28 protein-coding genes are annotated in these 19,353 nt (G+C 57.2%); all 28 read left to right on the top strand.

Annotated elements, in window-relative coordinates:
- Positions 1-27: 27 nt before the first annotated feature.
- The 28 genes from HW932_RS01830 (at position 28) to HW932_RS01700 (ending at position 19,334) form a co-directional block, all read left to right on the top strand.
- A complete protein-coding gene (locus HW932_RS01830) occupies positions 28-1,482 on the top strand; it encodes an AAA family ATPase (RefSeq protein WP_176974791.1) in 1,455 nt (484 codons plus the stop codon).
- Between the two features lie 277 nt (positions 1,483-1,759).
- The gene (locus HW932_RS01825) at positions 1,760-2,542 is read left to right on the top strand and encodes a hypothetical protein (RefSeq protein ID WP_176974790.1); all 783 of its coding nucleotides are present in this window, start codon (positions 1,760-1,762) and stop codon (positions 2,540-2,542) included.
- 410 nt (positions 2,543-2,952) lie between these two features.
- The gene (locus HW932_RS01820) at positions 2,953-3,159 is read left to right on the top strand and encodes a ribbon-helix-helix protein, CopG family (protein ID WP_176974789.1); all 207 of its coding nucleotides are present in this window, start codon (positions 2,953-2,955) and stop codon (positions 3,157-3,159) included.
- Positions 3,160-3,249: 90 nt separating this feature from the next.
- The gene (locus HW932_RS01815; RefSeq protein WP_176974788.1) at positions 3,250-6,315 is read left to right on the top strand and encodes a type I restriction endonuclease subunit R; all 3,066 of its coding nucleotides are present in this window, start codon (positions 3,250-3,252) and stop codon (positions 6,313-6,315) included.
- Positions 6,308-7,606, top strand: coding sequence for a restriction endonuclease subunit S (locus HW932_RS01810; RefSeq protein ID WP_176974787.1), 1,299 nt, complete (start codon positions 6,308-6,310; stop codon positions 7,604-7,606). The genes HW932_RS01815 and HW932_RS01810 overlap by 8 nt, the downstream gene beginning before the upstream one ends.
- A 15-nt stretch (positions 7,607-7,621) precedes the next feature.
- Positions 7,622-7,810, top strand: coding sequence for a hypothetical protein (locus tag HW932_RS01805; protein ID WP_176974786.1), 189 nt, complete (start codon positions 7,622-7,624; stop codon positions 7,808-7,810).
- Positions 7,800-7,928 (top strand): hypothetical protein, encoded by a 129-nt coding sequence (locus HW932_RS21970; protein ID WP_281358168.1) that lies wholly within the window; start codon positions 7,800-7,802, stop codon positions 7,926-7,928. Before HW932_RS01805 ends, HW932_RS21970 begins: the two co-directional genes overlap by 11 nt.
- Positions 7,889-8,044, top strand: coding sequence for a type II toxin-antitoxin system RelE family toxin (locus HW932_RS22065; RefSeq protein ID WP_343046946.1), 156 nt, complete (start codon positions 7,889-7,891; stop codon positions 8,042-8,044). The genes HW932_RS21970 and HW932_RS22065 overlap by 40 nt, the downstream gene beginning before the upstream one ends.
- Positions 8,041-9,693 carry a type I restriction-modification system subunit M gene (locus HW932_RS01795; RefSeq protein ID WP_176974785.1) on the top strand — a complete coding sequence of 551 codons (1,653 nt, stop codon included), beginning with the start codon at positions 8,041-8,043 and terminating at the stop codon, positions 9,691-9,693. The genes HW932_RS22065 and HW932_RS01795 overlap by 4 nt, the downstream gene beginning before the upstream one ends.
- A gap of 260 nt (positions 9,694-9,953) precedes the next feature.
- A complete protein-coding gene (locus HW932_RS01790; protein ID WP_176974784.1) occupies positions 9,954-11,741 on the top strand; it encodes a DNA polymerase in 1,788 nt (595 codons plus the stop codon).
- Positions 11,742-11,774: 33 nt separating this feature from the next.
- Positions 11,775-11,966, top strand: coding sequence for a hypothetical protein (locus HW932_RS01785; RefSeq protein ID WP_176974783.1), 192 nt, complete (start codon positions 11,775-11,777; stop codon positions 11,964-11,966).
- 269 nt (positions 11,967-12,235) lie between these two features.
- The gene (locus HW932_RS01780) at positions 12,236-12,442 is read left to right on the top strand and encodes a hypothetical protein (protein ID WP_176974782.1); all 207 of its coding nucleotides are present in this window, start codon (positions 12,236-12,238) and stop codon (positions 12,440-12,442) included.
- Positions 12,427-12,600, top strand: a complete 174-nt coding sequence (locus tag HW932_RS01775) for a hypothetical protein (protein WP_222932181.1) — start codon at positions 12,427-12,429, stop codon at positions 12,598-12,600. The genes HW932_RS01780 and HW932_RS01775 overlap by 16 nt, the downstream gene beginning before the upstream one ends.
- Entirely contained in the window at positions 12,582-13,136 is a 555-nt protein-coding gene (locus tag HW932_RS01770; RefSeq protein ID WP_222932180.1) for a 3'-5' exonuclease, read from the top strand. The genes HW932_RS01775 and HW932_RS01770 overlap by 19 nt, the downstream gene beginning before the upstream one ends.
- Positions 13,137-13,358: 222 nt before the next feature.
- Positions 13,359-13,943 carry a hypothetical protein gene (locus HW932_RS01765; RefSeq protein WP_176974779.1) on the top strand — a complete coding sequence of 195 codons (585 nt, stop codon included), beginning with the start codon at positions 13,359-13,361 and terminating at the stop codon, positions 13,941-13,943.
- 110 nt (positions 13,944-14,053) lie between these two features.
- A complete protein-coding gene (locus HW932_RS01760) occupies positions 14,054-14,227 on the top strand; it encodes a hypothetical protein (protein WP_176974778.1) in 174 nt (57 codons plus the stop codon).
- Positions 14,228-14,272: 45 nt separating this feature from the next.
- Positions 14,273-14,491 (top strand): ubiquitin family protein, encoded by a 219-nt coding sequence (locus tag HW932_RS01755; protein WP_176974777.1) that lies wholly within the window; start codon positions 14,273-14,275, stop codon positions 14,489-14,491.
- An 82-nt stretch (positions 14,492-14,573) separates the two neighbouring features.
- On the top strand, positions 14,574-14,789 hold the full coding sequence (locus tag HW932_RS01750; RefSeq protein WP_176974776.1) for a hypothetical protein: 216 nt from the start codon (positions 14,574-14,576) through the stop codon (positions 14,787-14,789).
- A gap of 61 nt (positions 14,790-14,850) precedes the next feature.
- On the top strand, positions 14,851-15,099 hold the full coding sequence (locus HW932_RS01745) for a hypothetical protein (RefSeq protein WP_176974775.1): 249 nt from the start codon (positions 14,851-14,853) through the stop codon (positions 15,097-15,099).
- Positions 15,096-15,473, top strand: coding sequence for a hypothetical protein (locus HW932_RS01740; RefSeq protein WP_176974774.1), 378 nt, complete (start codon positions 15,096-15,098; stop codon positions 15,471-15,473). Before HW932_RS01745 ends, HW932_RS01740 begins: the two co-directional genes overlap by 4 nt.
- Positions 15,470-15,694: a hypothetical protein gene (locus tag HW932_RS01735; RefSeq protein ID WP_176974773.1), complete on the top strand. Its 225-nt coding sequence runs from the start codon at positions 15,470-15,472 to the stop codon at positions 15,692-15,694. The genes HW932_RS01740 and HW932_RS01735 overlap by 4 nt, the downstream gene beginning before the upstream one ends.
- On the top strand, positions 15,679-15,828 hold the full coding sequence (locus HW932_RS01730) for a hypothetical protein (protein ID WP_176974772.1): 150 nt from the start codon (positions 15,679-15,681) through the stop codon (positions 15,826-15,828). The genes HW932_RS01735 and HW932_RS01730 overlap by 16 nt, the downstream gene beginning before the upstream one ends.
- Before the next feature lie 10 nt (positions 15,829-15,838).
- Positions 15,839-16,003 carry a hypothetical protein gene (locus tag HW932_RS01725; protein WP_176974771.1) on the top strand — a complete coding sequence of 55 codons (165 nt, stop codon included), beginning with the start codon at positions 15,839-15,841 and terminating at the stop codon, positions 16,001-16,003.
- Entirely contained in the window at positions 15,996-16,292 is a 297-nt protein-coding gene (locus HW932_RS01720) for a hypothetical protein (protein WP_176974770.1), read from the top strand. The genes HW932_RS01725 and HW932_RS01720 overlap by 8 nt, the downstream gene beginning before the upstream one ends.
- Complete coding sequence (locus HW932_RS01715) at positions 16,289-16,795, top strand: hypothetical protein (protein WP_176974769.1); 507 nt, start codon at positions 16,289-16,291, stop codon at positions 16,793-16,795. The genes HW932_RS01720 and HW932_RS01715 overlap by 4 nt, the downstream gene beginning before the upstream one ends.
- A gap of 5 nt (positions 16,796-16,800) precedes the next feature.
- Positions 16,801-17,499 carry a ThiF family adenylyltransferase gene (locus HW932_RS01710; RefSeq protein ID WP_176974768.1) on the top strand — a complete coding sequence of 233 codons (699 nt, stop codon included), beginning with the start codon at positions 16,801-16,803 and terminating at the stop codon, positions 17,497-17,499.
- 50 nt (positions 17,500-17,549) lie between these two features.
- Complete coding sequence (locus tag HW932_RS01705; protein ID WP_176974767.1) at positions 17,550-18,275, top strand: hypothetical protein; 726 nt, start codon at positions 17,550-17,552, stop codon at positions 18,273-18,275.
- A 3-nt stretch (positions 18,276-18,278) separates the two neighbouring features.
- Entirely contained in the window at positions 18,279-19,334 is a 1,056-nt protein-coding gene (locus tag HW932_RS01700; protein ID WP_176974766.1) for a hypothetical protein, read from the top strand.
- Positions 19,335-19,353: the final 19 nt, after the last annotated feature.

Here is a 19,353-nt window from a genome sequence, read left to right as displayed (position 1 = left end):
TCATTGTTAAGCAAAAAGGAATATAGAGTGACAGATATAGCTAGAACTCTCAAATCAAAGTTTTCAGAAAAAAACAGATATAAAAACTTTGGGCACTGTTTGCGGAAACTGGACATTGAGGGCTTTCGTGGAATAGATAATTTAAGCTTCGAAATAGAATTTCCGATAACTGCAATTACCGGCTTAAACGGCGCAGGAAAAAGCACGATCGGGCAAGTTTCAATTTGTGGTTACAAAAAACCACAAACATCAGTGCAATATAAAAGACTATATATAAAAGATTTTTTTCCAATATCTCCGGCTGATCCAAAGCCAATTTCAGATAGCGCAAAAATTATCTATACATACGAAACAGACGACTATAGAAAGCCGCAGGAAGTTACTATAACGCGAGCGAGTTCTGCTTGGTCTGGTTATAAACGACAGCCAGAGCGCTACTGTTTTTACGTGGGATTTACAGTTTACATCCCAAAGGTTGAACGGCGAGATTTAAGTATTTATGGCGGAATCAATATCAAAATAACTGAAAAAAGAGAGTTAGATAATGATGTCGTAACAAAAATGGCGCGAATCATAGGCCACAAATATGATAGCGTAAATTTTCAGGGCGTCTCACACAGAGGGAAAGAGCTAGAGATTGGAATTGCATCTAGACTTGGAAATTCGTATTCTGAAAATAATATGGGATTCGGAGAAGGTAGAATACTTTACACAGTTGATTTGCTTGAAACGTCTCCGGAACAAAGCCTTTTTGTCTTAGAAGAACCTGAAACGTCACTTCACGAAAGTGCGCAACACGAATTTGCAAAATATTTATTAGATGTTTGCAACAGACGGCATCATCAAATTGTTTTATCAACCCATTCAAGCGTAATTATAGAAGCATTACCGCCAGAAGCTAGAAAACTGCTGTTGCGGGATGAAAATGGAGTTGAAATTAGAAACAGAATATCTTCATGTCAAGTCCGATCAGTCCTTTCTGACGGTTATGTTAGGCAGCTAGATGTTTGCGTCGAAGACATATTTGCTAAAGTTTTACTAACAGAAGTGATCAGAATAAAAAACAAGGCATTATTAAAAGCAATTGCTGTACACGATATCGGCGACAAAGATGCTGTGAGGGAAGCCGTCAAGGTTTTATTGAGAACGGGCAAAAAGGCAATCGCGATTAGAGATGCAGACATTGGTCAAAAAAAAGAAGAACACCTGTATTCTTTTCCGGGATGCCTGCCGCCAGAAAAGGAGGTTTTTACAAACGACAGCGTAAAAAAGCTGATCAAAGAAAAATATGGCATTGACTTCGACTGGTTGATAGAGAAAGAAGAAGTAAAGAATCATCACAAATACGCTTCATGTATTGCAAAGGAGGCGGAAACTGATGAGAGCGTCATTCGCACGGTTGCCATTGAGAAATATATTCTTGAAGTTAATTCAGAATTTGACCAACTAATTTCAGACATTGAAGTTGAAATAAATGCCTAACAAAAAATCAAAGACGACCCATAAATCTACGTCATTTTATGAACTCGAATTTTGCCATTTTTCCTGACCAGCAACTCATTTTTGATCAGTAACTTACAAGGCGCAAGAAAAATAGCGAGGGGTCAAAATCCGGCGTTCGTGCGTCCAGACCCCCTCTAATTTTCCACCCCTACGAAGTTTCAAGCACTTAGCTGGCTGTGGGAGTCCAAAAATGGCCAAAGTCGAGATAGAAGAATCTAACCTTATTCGTTAGCTTTGCAAGAATTAGGAGTTCAAAATGACTGAGCTACAAAAACATGGGAGATTGGATTGTCGTGATTGCTTCAACTCGCCTGACGCTACTATAAAACCACATCCAAAATGGAAGCTGAGAAACGATCCCGGCTCTTGGGGAAGCAGAAATCCGAGAATAATGGTTGTTGGTTTTTCGAAAGGCTCTACTCAGTCAGATATCTATCAAAGCGGCAATTTTGATGACGTCGCATTTGGCGGCCAGGAAACCCGAAGAAACCTTACTGATATTCTGCGTCGAGTTAAACTACTATCTCCATTAGAAACATCTGACCAAAAAATCAAAGAAACAGAACAAGAATTTTATTTTACATCGCTTGTTCGTTGCAGTTGCGCAAGAATAGACGAAAAGGAATCGCTAGAAAAAGGCAGAGAAGTCTACAAAACCTCTGGCGAATTAATGGTTAAATCTTTTAAAGAAATCCCATGGATCATTTCCAACTGCACACAAAAATATCTTTCCAGTATTCCTTCATCGGTCGACCTAGTGTGCTTGCTTGGTGTGACAGACCCTTACATACGGCAATGTAGGAATTTATTTCGCTTTTTATACCCTGATGGGTTTAAAGAGATTGATGCTGTTACATACAGGACAAAAAACTTTTTATGCGTTCACCTTACACACCCATCCAAGGGTAACGGAACCATTAAAGCATGGCTTAACGCTGATACCCGCAACCCATCGGAGTCTAGCAGGAAAAAGGCATCTGCCATAAAACGCGAAATGGCGATAAATTCCATCACAACTAACGGTTTGGCAAGAATCTAACAGCGGTTAGAGAGGAGTGCAAAGAGGCTAGGGTCGAATTATTGTGCAAGTTCGGTCAGCCGCAACGTCAGCTAGACGACCTCCAAAAAACCCAGCAACAGCGCTTGCGTCAGCGGCACGATGCCCGCCTGAAGCGGACGAGCACGCCGCCACTGAAGACGCGCCTCACCTCAGCCTGCCCCGTCGCCGGGTTGAACATAGCGGCGAGGTTAGCGGTGACAGGAACCGCCACGTCCGGTCCTTAACGTGTCGCCCGGCCCGAAAGGCTGCCTGCCCTATCTTCGGGGTGGCTTCTGCCCCCGCTGGTCCATTGATCCTCACAGCTTACACGCCACCCCTAGTGCCTAGCCGTGGACGTACCGTTGTTGTACTATCGCGGCACGACAAGCGAAACCGGACCGCGCACCATTATGTCAGCCCGCAAGACCGAGACCCTGACTATCCGCCTCTGTCCCGAGACCAAGGCCGCGTTGCGCCAAGCTGCCGAGCGCGAGCATCGCAGTCTGTCGAACATGCTGGAGATCATGATTCGCGATTATCCCGGTCTGGATCCGCTGCAACGGGCACCCAATCGCGTCGAGGTTCAGATCCCTCTCTGTCGCGATCAGCCGCTTTAACCACAATTCCGAAGCCCCTGACTTCAGCGGCGGCAAGATGTGCTGTGCCGCCGTAGGCCGAGAAACGCTTAGCCAAGGAGAGAACATCGGATGACCCTGAAAGAAAGCGCCATCGAACAGCGGCTGATCGACAAGCTCCAGGAACTCAAGTACACCTATCGCCCCGACATCCGCGACAAGGCCGCGCTAGAGCAGAATTTTCGCGCCAAGTTCGAGGCGCTCAACGGCGTCACGCTCAACGATTCCGAGTTCGCACGCCTCCGCGATGAGATCATCACCGCCGATGTCTTCCAGGCCGCCAAGCGACTGCGCGAATACGGCTACTTTCAGCGCGAGGACGGCACCTCACTGCATTACATGCTGGTCAACCTCAAGGACTGGTGCAAGAACGACTTCGAGGTCATTCACCAACTGCGCATCAACACCGACAACAGCCACCACCGCTATGACGTCATCCTGCTGATCAACGGTCTACCGCTGGTGCAGGCCGAACTGAAGACGTTGGGCATCAACCCGCGCCGCGCGATGGAACAGATCGTCGAGTATCGCAACGATCCCGGCAACGGCTACACCAACACGCTGCTCTGCTTCATGCAACTCTTTATCGTCAGCAACCGCGATCAGACCTTCTACTTCGCCAACAACCAAAGCCAGCATTTCGCCTTCAACGCCGACGAGCGTTTTCTACCGATCTACCAATGGGCCGATGTCGAGAATCGCAAGATCACCCATCTCGACGAGTTCGCGGAGCAGTTTCTAGCGAAGTGCACCCTCGGCCAGATGATGAGCCAGTACATGGTTCTGGTCGCCAGTGAGCAGCGGCTACTGATCATGCGCCCCTACCAGATCTATGCCGTCAAGGCCATCGTTGCCTGCATCCACGAGTGTCTGGGCAATGGTTATATCTGGCACACCACCGGCAGCGGCAAGACGCTCACCTCGTTCAAGGCCGCGACCCTGCTCAAGGACAACCCCGACATCGAGAAATGCCTGTTCGTGGTGGATCGCAAGGATCTCGACCGCCAGACCCGTATCGAATTCAACAAGTTTCAGGAAGGCTGTGTCGAGGAGAACACCAACACCGAGACTCTGGTTCGCCGCTTACTCTCGGAAGACTATGCCGACAAGGTGATCGTCACCACCATTCAGAAGCTCGGCTTGGCGCTGGATGAGAACAGCAAGAAGGCCCGGCAGCATAAGGACAAGGGCCAGTTGACCTACAAGGAACGGCTCGCCCCGCTGCGCGACAAGCGCCTGGTCATCATCTTCGACGAATGCCACCGCTCGCAGTTTGGCGACAACCATCAGGCCATCAAAGGGTTTTTCCCCAAGGCGCAACTGTTCGGTTTTACCGGCACGCCCATCTTCAATGATAACGCCAGTTACGAGAAGATCGACGGCACGGTCGGCTCCTACAAGACGACCAAGGACATCTTCGAGAAGCAACTGCACGCCTACACCATCACCCACGCCATTGATGATCGCAACGTGCTGCGGTTTCATGTCGATTACTTCAAAGCCGAGGGCAAGCCCAAAGCGCCGAGTGATGCAGACGCCCAGCCGGCTCCGGCTCCAGCCCCAACCAAGCCCAACAGCGTCAAGCCCGGCCCGGTCGTCGCGCAATCGGCTGTCGTCGAGGCCATCCTCGCTAAACACGATGCCGCGACCAACCAGCGCCGCTTCAACGCCCTGCTGGCTACCGCCTCCATCAACGAGGCCATCGCCTATTACGAGCGCTTCAAGCAGGTGCAGGCTGAACGTCAGGCGACCGCCCCGGACTTTCGCCCGCTCAACATTGCCTGCGTGTTCTCCCCGCCCGCCGAGGGCAATGCGGATGTCAAGCAGTTGCAGCAAGACCTACCGCAGGAAAAGGCCGACAACCAGCAGGAGCCTGAGAAGAAGAAAGCCGCCCTACAGCAGATCATCGCCGACTACAACGCCCGCTATGGCACCAACCACACGTTGAGTGAGTTCGATCTGTACTATCAGGATGTGCAGCAACGCATCAAAGATCAGAAGTACCCCAACAGCGACTACCCGCACAAGCACAAGATCGACATTACAATTGTGGTCGATATGTTGCTGACCGGCTTCGACTCTCAGTACCTCAACACCCTCTATGTCGATAAGCCCCTCAAGCATCACGGTCTGATTCAAGCCTTCTCGCGCACCAACCGCGTGCTCAACGACACCAAGCCTTACGGCAACATCCTCGATTTCCGCGCCCAGCAAAAGGCTGTGGATGAGGCCATCGCGCTCTTCTCCGGCGAGGACAGTCGTCGCGCCCGCAAAATCTGGCTGGTTGATCCGGCCCCGACGGTCATCGAAAAGCTCGATGCCGCTGTGCAGCAACTGGAAACCTTCATGGCCAAGCAGGGGCAGCCCTGCACGCCGGAGGCGGTCAACAATCTCAAGGGCGATGCAGCGCGGGTTGCGTTCGTCAATCACTTCAAGGAGATTCAGCGGCTCAAGACGCAGCTTGACCAGTACACCGACCTGAACGACGCGCAACGTGAGCAGATCGAACAGCACTTGCCGGAAGAGACCTTGCGCGGCTTCAAGGGGATGTATCTGGAGACCGCCCAGCGGCTCAAGGCGCAGCAGGGCACGGGCGGCAACGGCGACGACATCCAGAAGACCATCGAGCAGCTTGATTTCGAGTTCGTGCTCTTTTCCTCAGCGACGATCGACTATGACTACATCATGGATCTGGTTGCGCGCTTCAGTCAGGAGCCGCCCGGCAAGCAGACCATGAGCCGCGATCAGCTCATCAGTCTGCTGCACGCCAACAGCAACCTGATGGACGAGCGCGAAGACATCGTGGCCTACATCAACGCCCTGGAAGCCGGAAAGGGCTTGAGCGAGCAGGCCATCCGTGAGGGCTACCAGACCTTTAAAGCGCAGAAAACGGAGGACGAACTGAGCGCCCTGGCGGATCGGCACGGGTTGGCGCGGGAGGCGCTGCAAGGCTTTGTGACCGGGGTTCTGGATCGCCTGATCTTCGACGGCGAGCAACTCCGTGAGCTATTCGCGCCGCTGGGTCTCGGCTGGAAAGCGCGTGGTCAGGCGGAACGGGCATTGATGGAAGAGTTGACGCCTCTGCTCAAGAAGCAGGCGGGTGGGCGTGAGATTTCAGGATTGGCGGCGTATGAGTGAAGATAGTATGAGCGACGAAAAGACGGGGCTGGTACCGAGGTTGCGGTTTCCTGAGTTTCAGGATGCGGGGGAGTGGGAATTAAGAAAACTCGATGAAATATCTGCCTTAATAAACGAGAGAGCAGGGCACAAGAAACTTACCCCAATGAGCATAACCGCTGGCGTTGGTTTAGTTTCTCAATTAGAAAAATTCGGCAAAGTAATCGCAGGCGCACAGTATCGCAATTATATTGTTATTCAAGACCAAGATTTTGCATATAACAAAAGTGCTACTAAAAATTACCCAGAAGGCTTTATTGATATGTATTCAGGAGCTACGCCGGTAGCAGTTCCAAATAGCGTATTTACATGCTTTAGAGTAGACCGTAAAAGCGCACTTCCTCAATTTCTTTATTTTCAATTCCTGAACAATCTACATGGAAAATGGCTGAAAAATTTCATCACCATAGGTGCACGCGCTCATGGTTCATTGAACATCGATAACCGAGATTTCTTAGCTACGCCGGTCCCCTTGCCAAAAGGCAAGTCTTCTTTACTCGAACAACAAAAAATCGCCTCTTGTCTCTCTTCCCTAGATGCCCTGATCGCCGCGCAAGCTGACAAACTCGATGCCTTGAAAGCCTACAAGTTCGGGCTGATGCAACAGCTTTTCCCCCGTGAGGGCGAAACCGTGCCACGACTGCGCTTCCCCGAGTTTCAGGAGGCTGGTGAGTGGGAGGAACAAAGTCTTGAAGATATGGCTAAAAGAGGTTCAGGGCATACGCCAAACAAGAAAATAGCGAATTATTACAATGGAGGAATACGTTGGGTTTCGCTGGCTGATTCAGATAAATTAGATAATGGATACATCTTTAACACTAAAGTCGAAATATCCGAAGACGGCATCAAAAATTCATCAGCAGTTCTTCATCCTGCGGGCACTGTAATTTTGAGCCGCGACGCAGGAGTTGGGAAAAGCGCTGTTCTTCACTCTCCAATGGCAGTGAGTCAACATTTCATGGCTTGGCAGTGTCATGAATCAAAACTGTCGAATTGGTTTTTTTACTATGCCCTGCAAAAAATGAAGCCATACTTTGAGGCAATAGCGGTCGGCAATACTATAAAAACTATTGGCGCTTCATTCTTCAAAGAAATGACCCTAGTTGCCCCGGCTTTACGAGAACAACAAAAAATCGCCGCCTGTCTTTCCTTTTTCGATATCCTCATCGCAGCCCAGACGGAAAAACTCGACGCTCTCAAAACGCATAAAAAAGGGCTGATGCAACAGCTTTTTCCAAAGTCTCAATCCTAATCAAGAGCCAGCGCCATGCATCACATCGCCATCAACATCAAAGACGACCAACTCGCGGAAAAAGTGTTGTGGTTACTCGAACACTTCAAGCATGACGGTGCCGAAATCGTCTCCATCGAAGACCTTGAAGACTTAAAGGCGCTCCACGCAACACGCGATGAATCATCAATCCCATTCGAGGACTATCTCGCTCATGCGGATTGAACTGCGAAAAAGCGCGATCAAGGACTTGCAACACATCGACACACCTCAAAAACAACGCCTGCACGCGGCAATTAAAACATTAGCCGCCTTTCCAGACGTCCCCAATATAAAAAACTGACGAATTTCGAACCGGCCTATCGGCTGCGTGTCGGCGATTATCGGATTTTGTTCGATGTCGTCGGCGAGACGATCCTCATTGGCCGGGTTCTCCATCGGAGAGAAAGCTACAGATGACCAAAGAACAACTCAGCCAACTCGGTAAAACACTCTGGGGCATCGCCGACCAGCTACGCGGCGCGATGAACGCGGACGACTTCCGCGACTACATGCTCTCGTTCCTGTTCTTGCGCTACCTCTCCGACAACTACGAGACCGCCGCCCAGCGCGAACTTGGCCCCGACTACCCCAAAACGCGCCTCGATGACCGCCGCCCGCCGCTCGCCTTCTGGTACGCCGACAATGCCGCCGACGCGCCCGAATTCGAAAAGCAGATGCGCCGCACCGTGCATTATGTCATTCATCCCGATTATCTCTGGAGCAGCCTCTACGAACGCGCCCGCACCCAAGACACTGAGCTATTGCAAACGCTGGAGCGGTGCTTCGATTACATCGAAAACGAATCCTTTGAAGCGGCGTTCAAAGGACTCTTTTCCGAGATCAATCTCAACTCCGAAAAACTCGGTCGCACCCCCGCCGAGCGCAACAAAAAGCTCTGCACCATCATCACCAAGATCGCCGAAGGCATCGCGCAATTCTCCACCGCCAGCGACATCCTCGGCGACGCCTACGAATACCTGATCGGCCAATTCGCCGCTGGTTCGGGCAAAAAAGCCGGAGAGTTCTACACCCCGCAAACCCTCTCGACCATCCTCTCGCGGATCGTCACCCTCGACAGCCAAGAACCGGCCACCGGCAAAAAGAAGCAACTGAAATCCGTGCTCGACTTCGCCTGCGGCTCCGGCTCGCTCCTGCTCAACGTCCGCCACGAGATGGGCGCAAACGGCATCGGCAAAATCTACGGGCAGGAGAAGAACATCACCACCTACAACCTCGCACGCATGAACATGCTGCTGCACGGGTTGAAAGACACCGAATTTGAGATTTATCACGGCGATTCACTCACCAATGACTGGCCGCTGTTCAACGAGATGAACCCGGCCAAAAAGCTCAAGTGCGATGCTGTCGTTGCCAATCCGCCCTTCAGCTACAAATGGGAGCCGACCGAGGCGCTGGGCGAGGATTTCCGCTTCAAGAGCCACGGCCTGGCCCCGAAATCCGCCGCTGACTTTGCCTTTCTGTTGCATGGTTTCAACTTCCTCAGCGACGAAGGCACGATGGCGATCATCTTGCCTCACGGCGTGCTGTTTCGTGGTGGCGTCGAAGCCCGCATCCGCACCAAGCTCCTGAAAGACGGCCATATCGACACCGTGATCGGCCTTCCGGCCAACCTGTTCTTCTCAACCGGTATCCCCGTCTGCATCTTGGTGCTCAAGAAGTGCAAGAAGCCCGATGATGTGCTGTTCATCAACGCCGCCGAGCACTTCGAGAAAGGCAAGCGCCAGAATGTTCTCAACCCCGAGCACATCGACAAGATCGTCGAGACCTATCAGTATCGCCGGGAAGCGGATCGCTATTCCCGCCGCGTGCCGATGGACGAGATCGAGCGCAACGACTACAACCTGAACATTTCGCGCTATGTCAGCACGGCCGAAGCCGAGGAAGAGATTGATCTTGACGCGATACATCGGCAGTTGGTCGCGGTGGAAGCGACCATCAAAACCGCCCAAGCGCAGCACAACACCTTCCTCAAGGAATTGGGCTTGCCGCTGCTGCCTGATGTGGTCGATGATGCAGAAACGTGCGCTGGGTTCGCGGCTGACTGATTCGACCTGCCATGCTCGCCGCATCCGCGACCATCTGAGCCCTTTCCCTCACAATCTCCATCTTTGGCGCGCGGTTTCGGTGGGGCAATGCGCGAGCATGAACCTCTACACACTCCACTCCACCTAACCCAACTGGTTCGTCCGCCCTAAGCCCCAAGAACCCCGCCCCCGAGCGGGGTTTCTCGTTTCTGGGGCAGCCCCACTCCCCCGCCCCGCACACTCCCCCGCTCCGATCCACCTCGCAACGATAGAGGTCAACCATGCGCGAACTCTGCGTCGACCTGGAGACGCACTACGCCTCCGACTACAGCTTGAAGACGCTCTCCAGCGTCGAATACGTCCGAGATCCCCGCTTCTTGATCCACGGCATGGCCGTGCTCGACGACGGCAAAGCTCCGTTCTGGGTGCCAGGCGCTCAGCTCCAGGACTTCGTCGCCAAGATCGACTGGGCCGACACCCGGCTCATCAGCCATACCTACTTCGACTCGCTGGTTCTCTGCGACCGGTTCGGCGTGCGACCGGCTGAGTTCGTCGACACCGCGGGCCTCGCACGAGCGCTCATCGGCGGAGACGCTGACCTCGCCCGCTTGATGCCGCTCCTGGATCTTGGCGAGAAGGGCGACGACCTCAAGGAGACCAAGGGGCTGCGCCAGCTCCCCATGCATCTCTACGACCGTCTGGCCTCCTACGCCCTAAACGACGTCATGGGTTGCTGGGGCATCTACCGCCTGCTCTACCCCATGCTCCCGGACGTCGAGAAGAAGCTCTTGAGTCTGACCGGCCGAATCTCCTCGATCGGAGTGCTGAGAATCAACCACGAGGTTATCAGCGCCGGGCTCCAAGAGCTGGAAGCTGAGCAGCAGCGCGTGATCGACGCCTCTGGCGTACCGGCCTCGGTGCTGAGATCCAACCAGCAGTTCTCGGCCTATGTGCGAGACACCCTGGGCCTGGAGCCGCCCACCAAGCTCAATGAGAAAGGCCAGGAGATCGGGGCGTTCTCGAAGAACGACATCGAGTTCAACCGGTTCAGAGCCCAGCACCCGGAGCTTGAGCACGTCTGGAAGGCCAAGCTCGCGGCTATGTCGAACTCCGACATCAAGCGAGCCCAGCGCTTCAAGAACATCTCCAAGCTCGGAGATGGAACGCTCCCCATGCTTCAGAACTACTGGGGCGCTCATACCGGGCGGGCGAGTGGCGGCGGCGGCTTGAACGTCCAGAACCTGGTGCGAGGCTCGGCCACCCGGCTCTGCCTCGAAGCCCCGCCTGGGTACCAAGTCCTGGTCGCCGACAGCTCGAACATTGAGCTGCGCGTGAACGCCTGGTTCGCCGGACAGGAAGACGTGCTCCAGGTGCTCAGAGACGGCGGCGACGTCTACTCACACGTTGCCAGCGCTCACTTCGGGTACAAGGTGACGAAGAAGACGCACCCGGACGAACGTCAGTTCGGGAAACTCCTCTCCCTGGGTCTCGGGTTCTCGATGGGCTGGAAGAAGTTCCAGACCGTCTGCGCGCTGGGCTTCATGGGTGCCCCACCCGTCCGCATGACCGACGAGGAAGCCTACCAGACCGTCATGACCTGGCGGCGCAACAACCACGCCATCGTGGCCATGTGGAAGACCCTCGGCGAGCTGATTCCGACCATGCTCGACGAGAACAACCACACGGTCCTTGGCCCCGTGGTGCTCAAGCACGAGTGCGTCGAGATGCCCAACGGCACGCACCTCCTCTACACCGGGCTCAAGTGGGACCACGAGACGGAGTCCTGGCGCTACATGGGGCACCACAAGCTGACCCCTGGGCTCTTCGACGAGAACATCGTGCAGTCCCTTGCTCGGCACATCGTCTTCGAGCAGAAGCTCCAGATCGACGCCCTGGACGGCGTGACCGTCGTCGGCAGTACCCACGACGAGGTCATCGCCATCGCCCCCACGGACCGAGCGCCAAGCGCTATGGACGAGATGCTCGCCATCATGCGCCAGCCACCGAGCTGGGCACCTGACCTGCCGCTCGATGCCGAGGGCGGTTGGGCACAGAACTACTCTAAATGACCCTACTGGCCACGGACGGCCTCGGAGATCCCCATGACCCCCGATGAATGTCTCGACCACTACCGGGAGACCGGTTGTGTGGAGTTCTACGCGCCGATCCCTGAGCACTACACGCAGAGCAACCGAACCGTCAGTGCCTACATCACGATCCTGGAGCGGTTCCTCAGCGCCGAGTGCCAAGCGCTGAGAATCGACCCTGAGGAACTTGACTGGTTCCCGTATTAGGGCAGCCCCAAGCGCCGAGCACGCAGCATAAGCGCCGAGTTCCGCAACCTTTGCACGACGACCATGAATCGACATTCGCCTCATGACATGACCACGCGCCCGATCTACACCCGAAGCCCTAAAGAAGCCGCTCGCGATTACGTCCCTACCTACCCTGTCTTCTACGACCCAAGCGCCTGGCGCCCGCGCATAGAAAACGCGCCCTTGGGGATGCCCACGCGCGACCCCCGAGATCATGGCGCGTTGCCCACCAACCTGGAGATTGGCCAATGAGCTACCGCTACCTCCAAAGCGTCGACCGGATGCGCGAGGAGATCGAGGAAACCTGGGAGGTACGGGATCTCGTCAACGCGATCTCGCGCAAACCGAAGCTCCGGTACAACCTCGATCTGATCATTCACGAGCTGGCTACCCACATCTGCCACGACCGTCGACGCGACATCCAGGAGTACCACGCCGAATGCCGGACCCAATGACCAAGCCCTCGTGCCAGGAGCTGAGATCCGCGCTCCTGGAGCTGCTCGACGGGATCGTCAACGCCGATGAGCTGATGTTTGTCACCGGTCTCGATCGCCAGACGTGCGAAGGCATCCTGCAACTACGCGAGCACCTGTTATGCACCAGCCCGGAGTAATGGTCGACATCGAGACGATGGGCACCAGCCCACGCGCCGCCGTGCTCTCGATCGGCGCCTGCTTCTTCGATCTAGGCGCTGAGCCCGGAGAGGTCGTCTCGACCTTCGCCGCCAATATCAGCTTGGAGAGTAACCATCGCGCCGGTCGCGCGATCGAGCCGAGCACCGTGCTCTGGTGGCTGAGTCAGTCGAAAGACGCGCAGAACGCTTTCCTCGCGGGGCCGCACGAGGCGCTCAGAGCTGCGCTCACGCGGTTCAACGCCTGGCACCAGGCGCTCAGCCCGGTGCCGCATCGCGTCTGGGCCAAAGATCCTGACTTCGACGTCGTGATCCTGCGCGATGCCTTCCACCAGGAGAACATCGTGTTCCCCTTCAAATACTTCATGTCGCGGTCAGTGAGGACGATCCTCGATCTCGCCTTCGGCGACGAGATCCCAGCGCCTCCCAACCCAGGCGTGGCGCATAGCGCGACAGACGACGCCGTCAAGCAGGCGGCGCTGGTGCAGATGGCGTACAGACAGCTCGGCGTCGACTGAGTGTGGCTGTTACGAATTCACCCTGGCATCTGCTCCCCATAAAACAATTTTTTGAAATCACAAAAGAGGTACTTCACAACTAAACAGAAAATAAATGTAACAAGTGTTTCTCAAAGCAAACCAAGCACTTAGCCGTTACGAAGTTACGCCAAGCCCCAAGCGCGAAGTCCAAGCCCCTCGACGCTCAGCTCCAAACCCTCAATTCTCAGCGAGAGCCGTAACATGCCCAGCTTCACCAAGACCGCCTACTACTCCGACTACGAGACGACCGTCAGCCTCGACGTCGAGTTCGACGAGACCTTCGAGATCGACCCGACCGAGTATGTCGAGTCCTGCACCAAGCGCGAGTGCGGCGAGCTGCTCGACGCCATCGTCAGCGAGAACAACCTCCACGATGTCTTCCAGCACGCCGACGAGGACACGCTCAGCACCTTGGCCGAAGCGCTCAGCGTCACGCGCCAAGCGCCCCCGCCGAGCGTACCGATTCCTGACCTCAACCTGAGCAGTTCCGACATCGCCCGCATCCCAGGGCACATGCTGGCCGACAACATCACCTGGCAACAGCTCCTCGCGATCCTGCTCACGCTCCCGTACGGACGCCGAGCCGCCCTCGAAGAAGCCTGGGATAAGCTGGCCCCCTACAACAAGAACGAACTGGCGACCGCGCTCGGCCTCTCGACCGCACCCCCGCGCACTGAGCCCGTCGACGATGCCCTGGAGCTGCTCTCTGACGTCGACCGCAACCGCCTGCTCGGACTGCCGGACACCACGCTCGACCACCTGCGCACGCTTCTGACCGAAGCCTAAGCAGCCCCACTCCCCCGTTCTTCACACTCAGCGCCGAGCCCCAAGAGCTCGGCGTTCGTTTTCGTGCGCCCTGCAAAACGCACAGCACTCAGCACCAAGAGCCAAGCACCATGAAGCAACCCTGCACGATCCAGCCCTGCACCTGTAAGCACCCCCAGCAGGACGCCCTCCACGGGCCTCAGATGCGCGTTCACAACCCCACGCGCAAAGCCACCAAGCCTGAACAGCCTCCGGTCGTCCGCTGCTCGGTCTGCGGTACCGAGCGCAACGCCGTCAGCCACTGACCCTCAACGCCCCATCCATAGCCCGTCAACACAGGAGACACACCCATGTCCGCGATGTTCGTAAAGGTCGTTCGAGTCCCAGGCGCCGTGTCCGAAGTCTGCCTGCCTGAAGGCGCCACCGTCGAAGACGCCCTGACCGCCGCCTCGATCACTCCGTCCAGCTCGGAAGAGATTTCCGTGAACGGTCATCCGGTCGTCGTTGGCCACCCACTCAACGACGGCGACCGTCTGATCCTCGCCAAGCAAGCTAAGAGCGCGAGCTAAGCCCCACGCGCCAAGCCCCGAGCCCCGAGCGCTCGGGGCATCCACCACCCACCCAGCACCCACAACAAAGAGAGAAAACACCATGACCATGTTCGTCAAGATCGTTCGCGTTCCGGGTTCGGTTTCTGAGATCGCTCTGAACGACGGCGCCACCGTCGCCGACGCCCTGGCAGCGGCCGACATCACCCCGTCATCGAACGAAGAGCTGACCGTCAACGGTCACGCCTCGGCCCAGGACGCCACCCTGAGCGACGGCGCGCGGATCGTGCTCGCCAAGGCCGCGAAGAGCGCCGCCTAAGCCCACAGCGCCAAGCCCCAGGACTGAGCGCCTGGGGCGCCCACTCACCCGGAGAACCTTGATGGACTACATCGGCCACTACTTCATCGACACCTTCCTCGCCAAAAACCTCCCACCGGCTGATCGCGACTTCGCCGTGTGCAAGATCGTGGCAGTCCACTGTGACGATGGAGCCAGCCTCATCGCCGAGAACCCTGAGACGGACCAGCTCTGGCTCACCGAGCGCTCGTTCCTCGAACCCATCACTGAGGACGAGGCTGACGAAGCCTGTTTGCGACTGGCTCAAGGATCTGCGGAGACCCTGGAATGAAAGCCCAGCTCATCCTCACCGTCGAGTACGCCCCAGGCACCACGCCTGCGTCCCAGCTCCTCGACCTGCTTGAAGCCATCGCTCAGCGCGCGGCGGGCGAAGGGCTCTTCACTGGCGAGACCGACGCCGAGGTCGACCACTGGGTCGCTCATGCACGGGTGCCGCCGCCCGACTCCCGCTGGGCCGACGCCCCGGACTGGGCGCACTGGTTGGCAATGGACATGGACGGTGACTGGTTCTGGTATGCGCACCGCCCCGAGCCCATTGGCGGCGAATGGATCAGAACCCAAGGCCCAGTGCTTCGAGCCCCTAGACCCCGGCACCCGATCCATTGGACTCACACCCTCGAACCCAGACCCAAGAACCCAGCATGACCGAAGAAGAACTGCGCGAACACGTCAAGGCACTCGCCCAGAACACCGGAGGCTACGCCAAGCTCGTCGAGCAACTCAGCCTCCCCTACCACCCGACCCACATCGGCTCGATCGCTCGCGGCCAGCGCCAAGCCCCTCGCGCCTTGCTCCGAGCGCTTGGCCTCAAGCGCGTCGTCCGATACCAGCCCATCGAGGAGACCACTCCATGCTCGTATTCCTGACCATGCTCATCACCTTCCTGACGGGCGTCGGGATGTCGCTGGCGATGGCCGACAAGGACGGAGGCCACGCGCTGATCTATCTCACCGTGCTCGTCGCCTACATCGCCCAAGTCATCTACGCCGACGTTCGCTAGGAGACCCCCAATGCCCGCCGAACTCTACGTCGACATCACCGCCGAGGTGACCCTCCGCGAGCTCAGTCTCGCCTTCTGGGAGCTCTCTCGGGATGAGCAACTGGAAGTGTTCCAAGAGCTCGTCAAAAACAGCCACTACACCCTCGAAGAACTCGTGGAGGAGCTCCGTGGATGAAAACTTCTACCAAGGACTGCTCGATGAGGGCATCGCGCTGCAACAGATCCTGCGCGACTTCAACCCGAACCTCGGCCCGGCGCTCCCGCTGCTGATCCGCGCCGCCGACTACATCGACGTCCTGGAACGCCAACTCACGTTCCACATGCCCGTTCACAAGCGCCGCTTCCAGATCATCGGAGCCGCGCTCGACGATGCACACCGTCTCTGCGAACACGTCACCGAGCTCTCAGAACTATGTACCCGACTCCAAGACAAGCTGCACAGTCTCGACCCGCCTATCCGTTGATTCAAACCGCTCGGATCGCCGAGCTCAGCGACTACCCCTACCTGGCCTGGTACGCCCTCGAAGGCGTGCATGTCTCAATCCAGGACGGGCGCGTCCACCGGGTTCGGGACGGGCAGCCGGTCGGCAACAAGACCATCCACAAGCGCTTCGGGCTCGAAGCGCTGCACCAGATGGACGGCATCCTCACCGTGCGCAGCGGCAAGGACATCGACGTCCTCGACATCGAGGCCATGCTCGACCAGTACATGCACCCGCTGACACCGGTCAGCAACCTCTTCGTGCTCGACAACGAGAACTGCCTCTTTCTCGAACCGCGACTCAACAGCGTCCGCCGCGCCGTGCAGCGCGTCGGCGCCCAGCGCGTCAAGCCCGCGCACGGCTTCATCCACCACGACCCCGAATCCGTGCAACGCCACCTCGAACGCGCCCACTACAACGACTACCGGGGGCTCTACCTGCGCCCTGAAACCGATACCGACACACTGATCCTCGTTACCGAGTAACCGCCATGCTCAGCACACTGCGCCATCAGGAAATCTTCAACCCTCGCGACCACGACACCGGCATCACCATCGTCGGCGCCGGGGCGGTCGGCTCCCGCGTCTTCGCCACCCTGGTCGAGCTCGGGCTGACCCGGATCAAGGTCTTCGACCCCGATCGCGTCGAGGAGCACAACCTGGCCAATCAGCTTTTCATGCACCGTGACATCGGTATCCCCAAGACCGAAGGACTCTTCGACTGGGCCGTGCGCAAACTCGGCTGCTCGCCGACTCATGTACCCAAGGGGATGGTCTTCCGGCCCGTCGCCGTCACCCCCGAGTCTATCCACGAGCTCGACGGCACCGTCTTTCTGCTGGTCGATAGCCTCGAAACCCGGCGCCAGCTCGTCGAAGCCCTCCCCACGCCCTGCTTCGACATCCCGCGTGTCATCGACACGCGCATGGCCGCGACGCATGGCGTGATCTACACCTTCAACCCCTCGGACGAGGAGCAACGCGCTCAGTACCTCGCCACCCTGGGCGCGGACGAGGACGCCGAGGTATCGGCCTGCGGCTCACCCTTCAGTGTGGCCCCAACCGCCGCGCTGATCGCCAATCTCGCCGTGTGGCAGTTCATCAACGCCAAGACCAACCCTGAAGGCGCCAGCGCCATCATCAAGGCGTATTTCAAGCCGCTCATCGTCACCACGGCTGAGTGGTCGCGCTAAGCCCCTAGCCCCAGGCGCCGAGTCCCGGCGCCTCATTCCTGGAGCCCAACATGCCCAAGATCGCTTTCCAGAACTCCAACGTGCCCGCCGTCACGCCCTTGTACCCAGCGCCAAGCGCTGAACCCCCGATGGTGCTCTTCACGATCGAGGCCGAGCTCACCGTGCGCCATCTCGTGCGCGCGATGGACGTCGAGGTGGCCTGGTTCGGCCTCGTGCGCTACGAGGAAGACCTGGACGCCTATGTCGTCTACAAGATCCTGATCCCCGAGCAGGAAGTCACCGCCGCGACCGTCGACATCACCGCCAACGCCATCGCGCAACTCACCGGGGAGATCCTGGACGCCGGGGATGACCCGAGCCACCTGCGCTACCACGGGCACAGCCACGTCAACATGCCCGCCTCGCCCTCGCCCACCGACCAGGAGCACCTGAGCGACTACCTCGAACACACCGACTGGTTCATCCGCGAGATCCGCAACAAGAAGGGCGACTACAAGCTCGACGTCTTCGACAAGCGCCAGGGCGTCGTCTTCCAGTGTGTCCATCGGGACGTCTACGAACATCTGCGCGACATCGACTTCTTCGACGCCCTCGATGAGCTGATCGATGCGCGCGTCATTGAGCGTCGCGCCAAGCCCCCGGTCTTCAATGCCCGGAACTTCACGATCAGCTCCAAGCGCCAGGAGCCCCGGCTCGACGAGATCATCACCTACGACGACCTCGAAGATCGCTTTTACGCCCAACTCAGCGACCCGTTTTTCGTGAAAGGAAACTAACCCATGCCATTTGCCTACGAACTTGCCTGGACCGATCCGAACTACCAGCGTTTGAAGAACAGCGTCGAAGCCTACGAGCGCTCCTACGCGGAGACCCATGCGCTCGTGGCCCGGCACGAGGCCCAAATCCAAGACTTTCAGTCCTGGCATCAGCTCCTCGATAACACCCTAAACCAGCACATCCCCGACGACACCGAAAACCACCACGGACAGCAGTTCATCGCCAACGTGCGCGGCACCCTTAACAACCTGGTCGAGAACGCCATAGGGCAGCACCGTCGCACCAAGTACCACTTAGGGCAAGTCATCGTCGAACTGACGAACACTCGGGAACAACTGCGCCGCTACCCGTCCGGCTTCCAGGGCGAGCAGCGTGTCACCAAAGCGGATCTCACCAGAGCCCTCACGGGACTCCCGAACCTCAAGCCGGGGAGTATCGCCACAGGGTACGCCCCTTATGGCGTCCCCTTCGTCCGCTGGGTGTTCACGGGTCTGCTCATGCGGCCAGACCGTAACCCGTACGCCTGGCTCCGAGGACTCGGCGCGGGGAGCATCCCATCGTTCCCACTCCAGGACGTCCAAGTCAGTCTCCGCCTGACGGATGGCACCGTTCACCTGGCTCCAGTGCGCGGCCAGCGGGACCAAGCGCCGTTCTCCTGGGACAACCAGAACCGGGTCCACCCGCATATCCTCGGCAACGACGAACCCTGTCTTGGGGACTTTGCAGGCCCGTTCCGCGAGGCACTCCATGAACTCGAATGGGTGTCGGTCTACACCTACCTGCGCCTGTTCCTTGAACGGGCCATCGTGGACGACACGGCCGGGGCCAAGTGGATTCGCCCGTTTGAGAGCACGCTTTCAGCGCGCAACCTCGCCTACACCGCAGACAGCGCCTACAGCTTTGACGAGCCCTCCCACGGGTACTTCATCGTCGAGACCACCCCCGGTTGCTTCGAGCTCCATGTCCGGGACTCCCTGAACTTCTTCGCCGGAAACCTCCTCAGCACCACGCCCCTGGAGCTGAGAGGCCGTCGCTTCCAGGAAGCCGCGACGATCTAAGCCCCGCAGCCCCTGAAGC

This window comes from Allochromatium humboldtianum, assembly GCF_013385175.1.
Classification (GTDB): Bacteria; Pseudomonadota; Gammaproteobacteria; order Chromatiales; family Chromatiaceae; genus Thermochromatium; species Thermochromatium humboldtianum.
Note: the sequence above shows the minus strand (reverse complement) of the source record. Positions and strands in the feature narration are given on the sequence as shown.

Excerpts from the sequence above, each read along its gene's own strand:
- HW932_RS01825 (WP_176974790.1), top strand. The coding sequence starts at position 1,760 with ATGACTGAGCTACAAAAACATGGGAGATTGGATTGTCGTGATTGCTTC.
- HW932_RS01820 (WP_176974789.1), top strand. The coding sequence starts at position 2,953 with ATGTCAGCCCGCAAGACCGAGACCCTGACTATCCGCCTCTGTCCCGAG.
- HW932_RS01815 (WP_176974788.1), top strand. The coding sequence starts at position 3,250 with ATGACCCTGAAAGAAAGCGCCATCGAACAGCGGCTGATCGACAAGCTC.
- HW932_RS01810 (WP_176974787.1), top strand. The coding sequence starts at position 6,308 with ATGAGTGAAGATAGTATGAGCGACGAAAAGACGGGGCTGGTACCGAGG.
- HW932_RS01805 (WP_176974786.1), top strand. The coding sequence starts at position 7,622 with ATGCATCACATCGCCATCAACATCAAAGACGACCAACTCGCGGAAAAA.
- HW932_RS21970 (WP_281358168.1), top strand. The coding sequence starts at position 7,800 with ATGCGGATTGAACTGCGAAAAAGCGCGATCAAGGACTTGCAACACATC.
- HW932_RS01795 (WP_176974785.1), top strand. The coding sequence starts at position 8,041 with ATGACCAAAGAACAACTCAGCCAACTCGGTAAAACACTCTGGGGCATC.
- HW932_RS01790 (WP_176974784.1), top strand. The coding sequence starts at position 9,954 with ATGCGCGAACTCTGCGTCGACCTGGAGACGCACTACGCCTCCGACTAC.
- HW932_RS01785 (WP_176974783.1), top strand. The coding sequence starts at position 11,775 with ATGACCCCCGATGAATGTCTCGACCACTACCGGGAGACCGGTTGTGTG.
- HW932_RS01780 (WP_176974782.1), top strand. The coding sequence starts at position 12,236 with ATGAGCTACCGCTACCTCCAAAGCGTCGACCGGATGCGCGAGGAGATC.
- HW932_RS01775 (WP_222932181.1), top strand. The coding sequence starts at position 12,427 with ATGCCGGACCCAATGACCAAGCCCTCGTGCCAGGAGCTGAGATCCGCG.
- HW932_RS01770 (WP_222932180.1), top strand. The coding sequence starts at position 12,582 with ATGCACCAGCCCGGAGTAATGGTCGACATCGAGACGATGGGCACCAGC.
- HW932_RS01765 (WP_176974779.1), top strand. The coding sequence starts at position 13,359 with ATGCCCAGCTTCACCAAGACCGCCTACTACTCCGACTACGAGACGACC.
- HW932_RS01760 (WP_176974778.1), top strand. The coding sequence starts at position 14,054 with ATGAAGCAACCCTGCACGATCCAGCCCTGCACCTGTAAGCACCCCCAG.
- HW932_RS01755 (WP_176974777.1), top strand. The coding sequence starts at position 14,273 with ATGTCCGCGATGTTCGTAAAGGTCGTTCGAGTCCCAGGCGCCGTGTCC.
- HW932_RS01750 (WP_176974776.1), top strand. The coding sequence starts at position 14,574 with ATGACCATGTTCGTCAAGATCGTTCGCGTTCCGGGTTCGGTTTCTGAG.
- HW932_RS01745 (WP_176974775.1), top strand. The coding sequence starts at position 14,851 with ATGGACTACATCGGCCACTACTTCATCGACACCTTCCTCGCCAAAAAC.
- HW932_RS01740 (WP_176974774.1), top strand. The coding sequence starts at position 15,096 with ATGAAAGCCCAGCTCATCCTCACCGTCGAGTACGCCCCAGGCACCACG.
- HW932_RS01735 (WP_176974773.1), top strand. The coding sequence starts at position 15,470 with ATGACCGAAGAAGAACTGCGCGAACACGTCAAGGCACTCGCCCAGAAC.
- HW932_RS01730 (WP_176974772.1), top strand. The coding sequence starts at position 15,679 with ATGCTCGTATTCCTGACCATGCTCATCACCTTCCTGACGGGCGTCGGG.
- HW932_RS01725 (WP_176974771.1), top strand. The coding sequence starts at position 15,839 with ATGCCCGCCGAACTCTACGTCGACATCACCGCCGAGGTGACCCTCCGC.
- HW932_RS01710 (WP_176974768.1), top strand. The coding sequence starts at position 16,801 with ATGCTCAGCACACTGCGCCATCAGGAAATCTTCAACCCTCGCGACCAC.
- HW932_RS01705 (WP_176974767.1), top strand. The coding sequence starts at position 17,550 with ATGCCCAAGATCGCTTTCCAGAACTCCAACGTGCCCGCCGTCACGCCC.
- HW932_RS01700 (WP_176974766.1), top strand. The coding sequence starts at position 18,279 with ATGCCATTTGCCTACGAACTTGCCTGGACCGATCCGAACTACCAGCGT.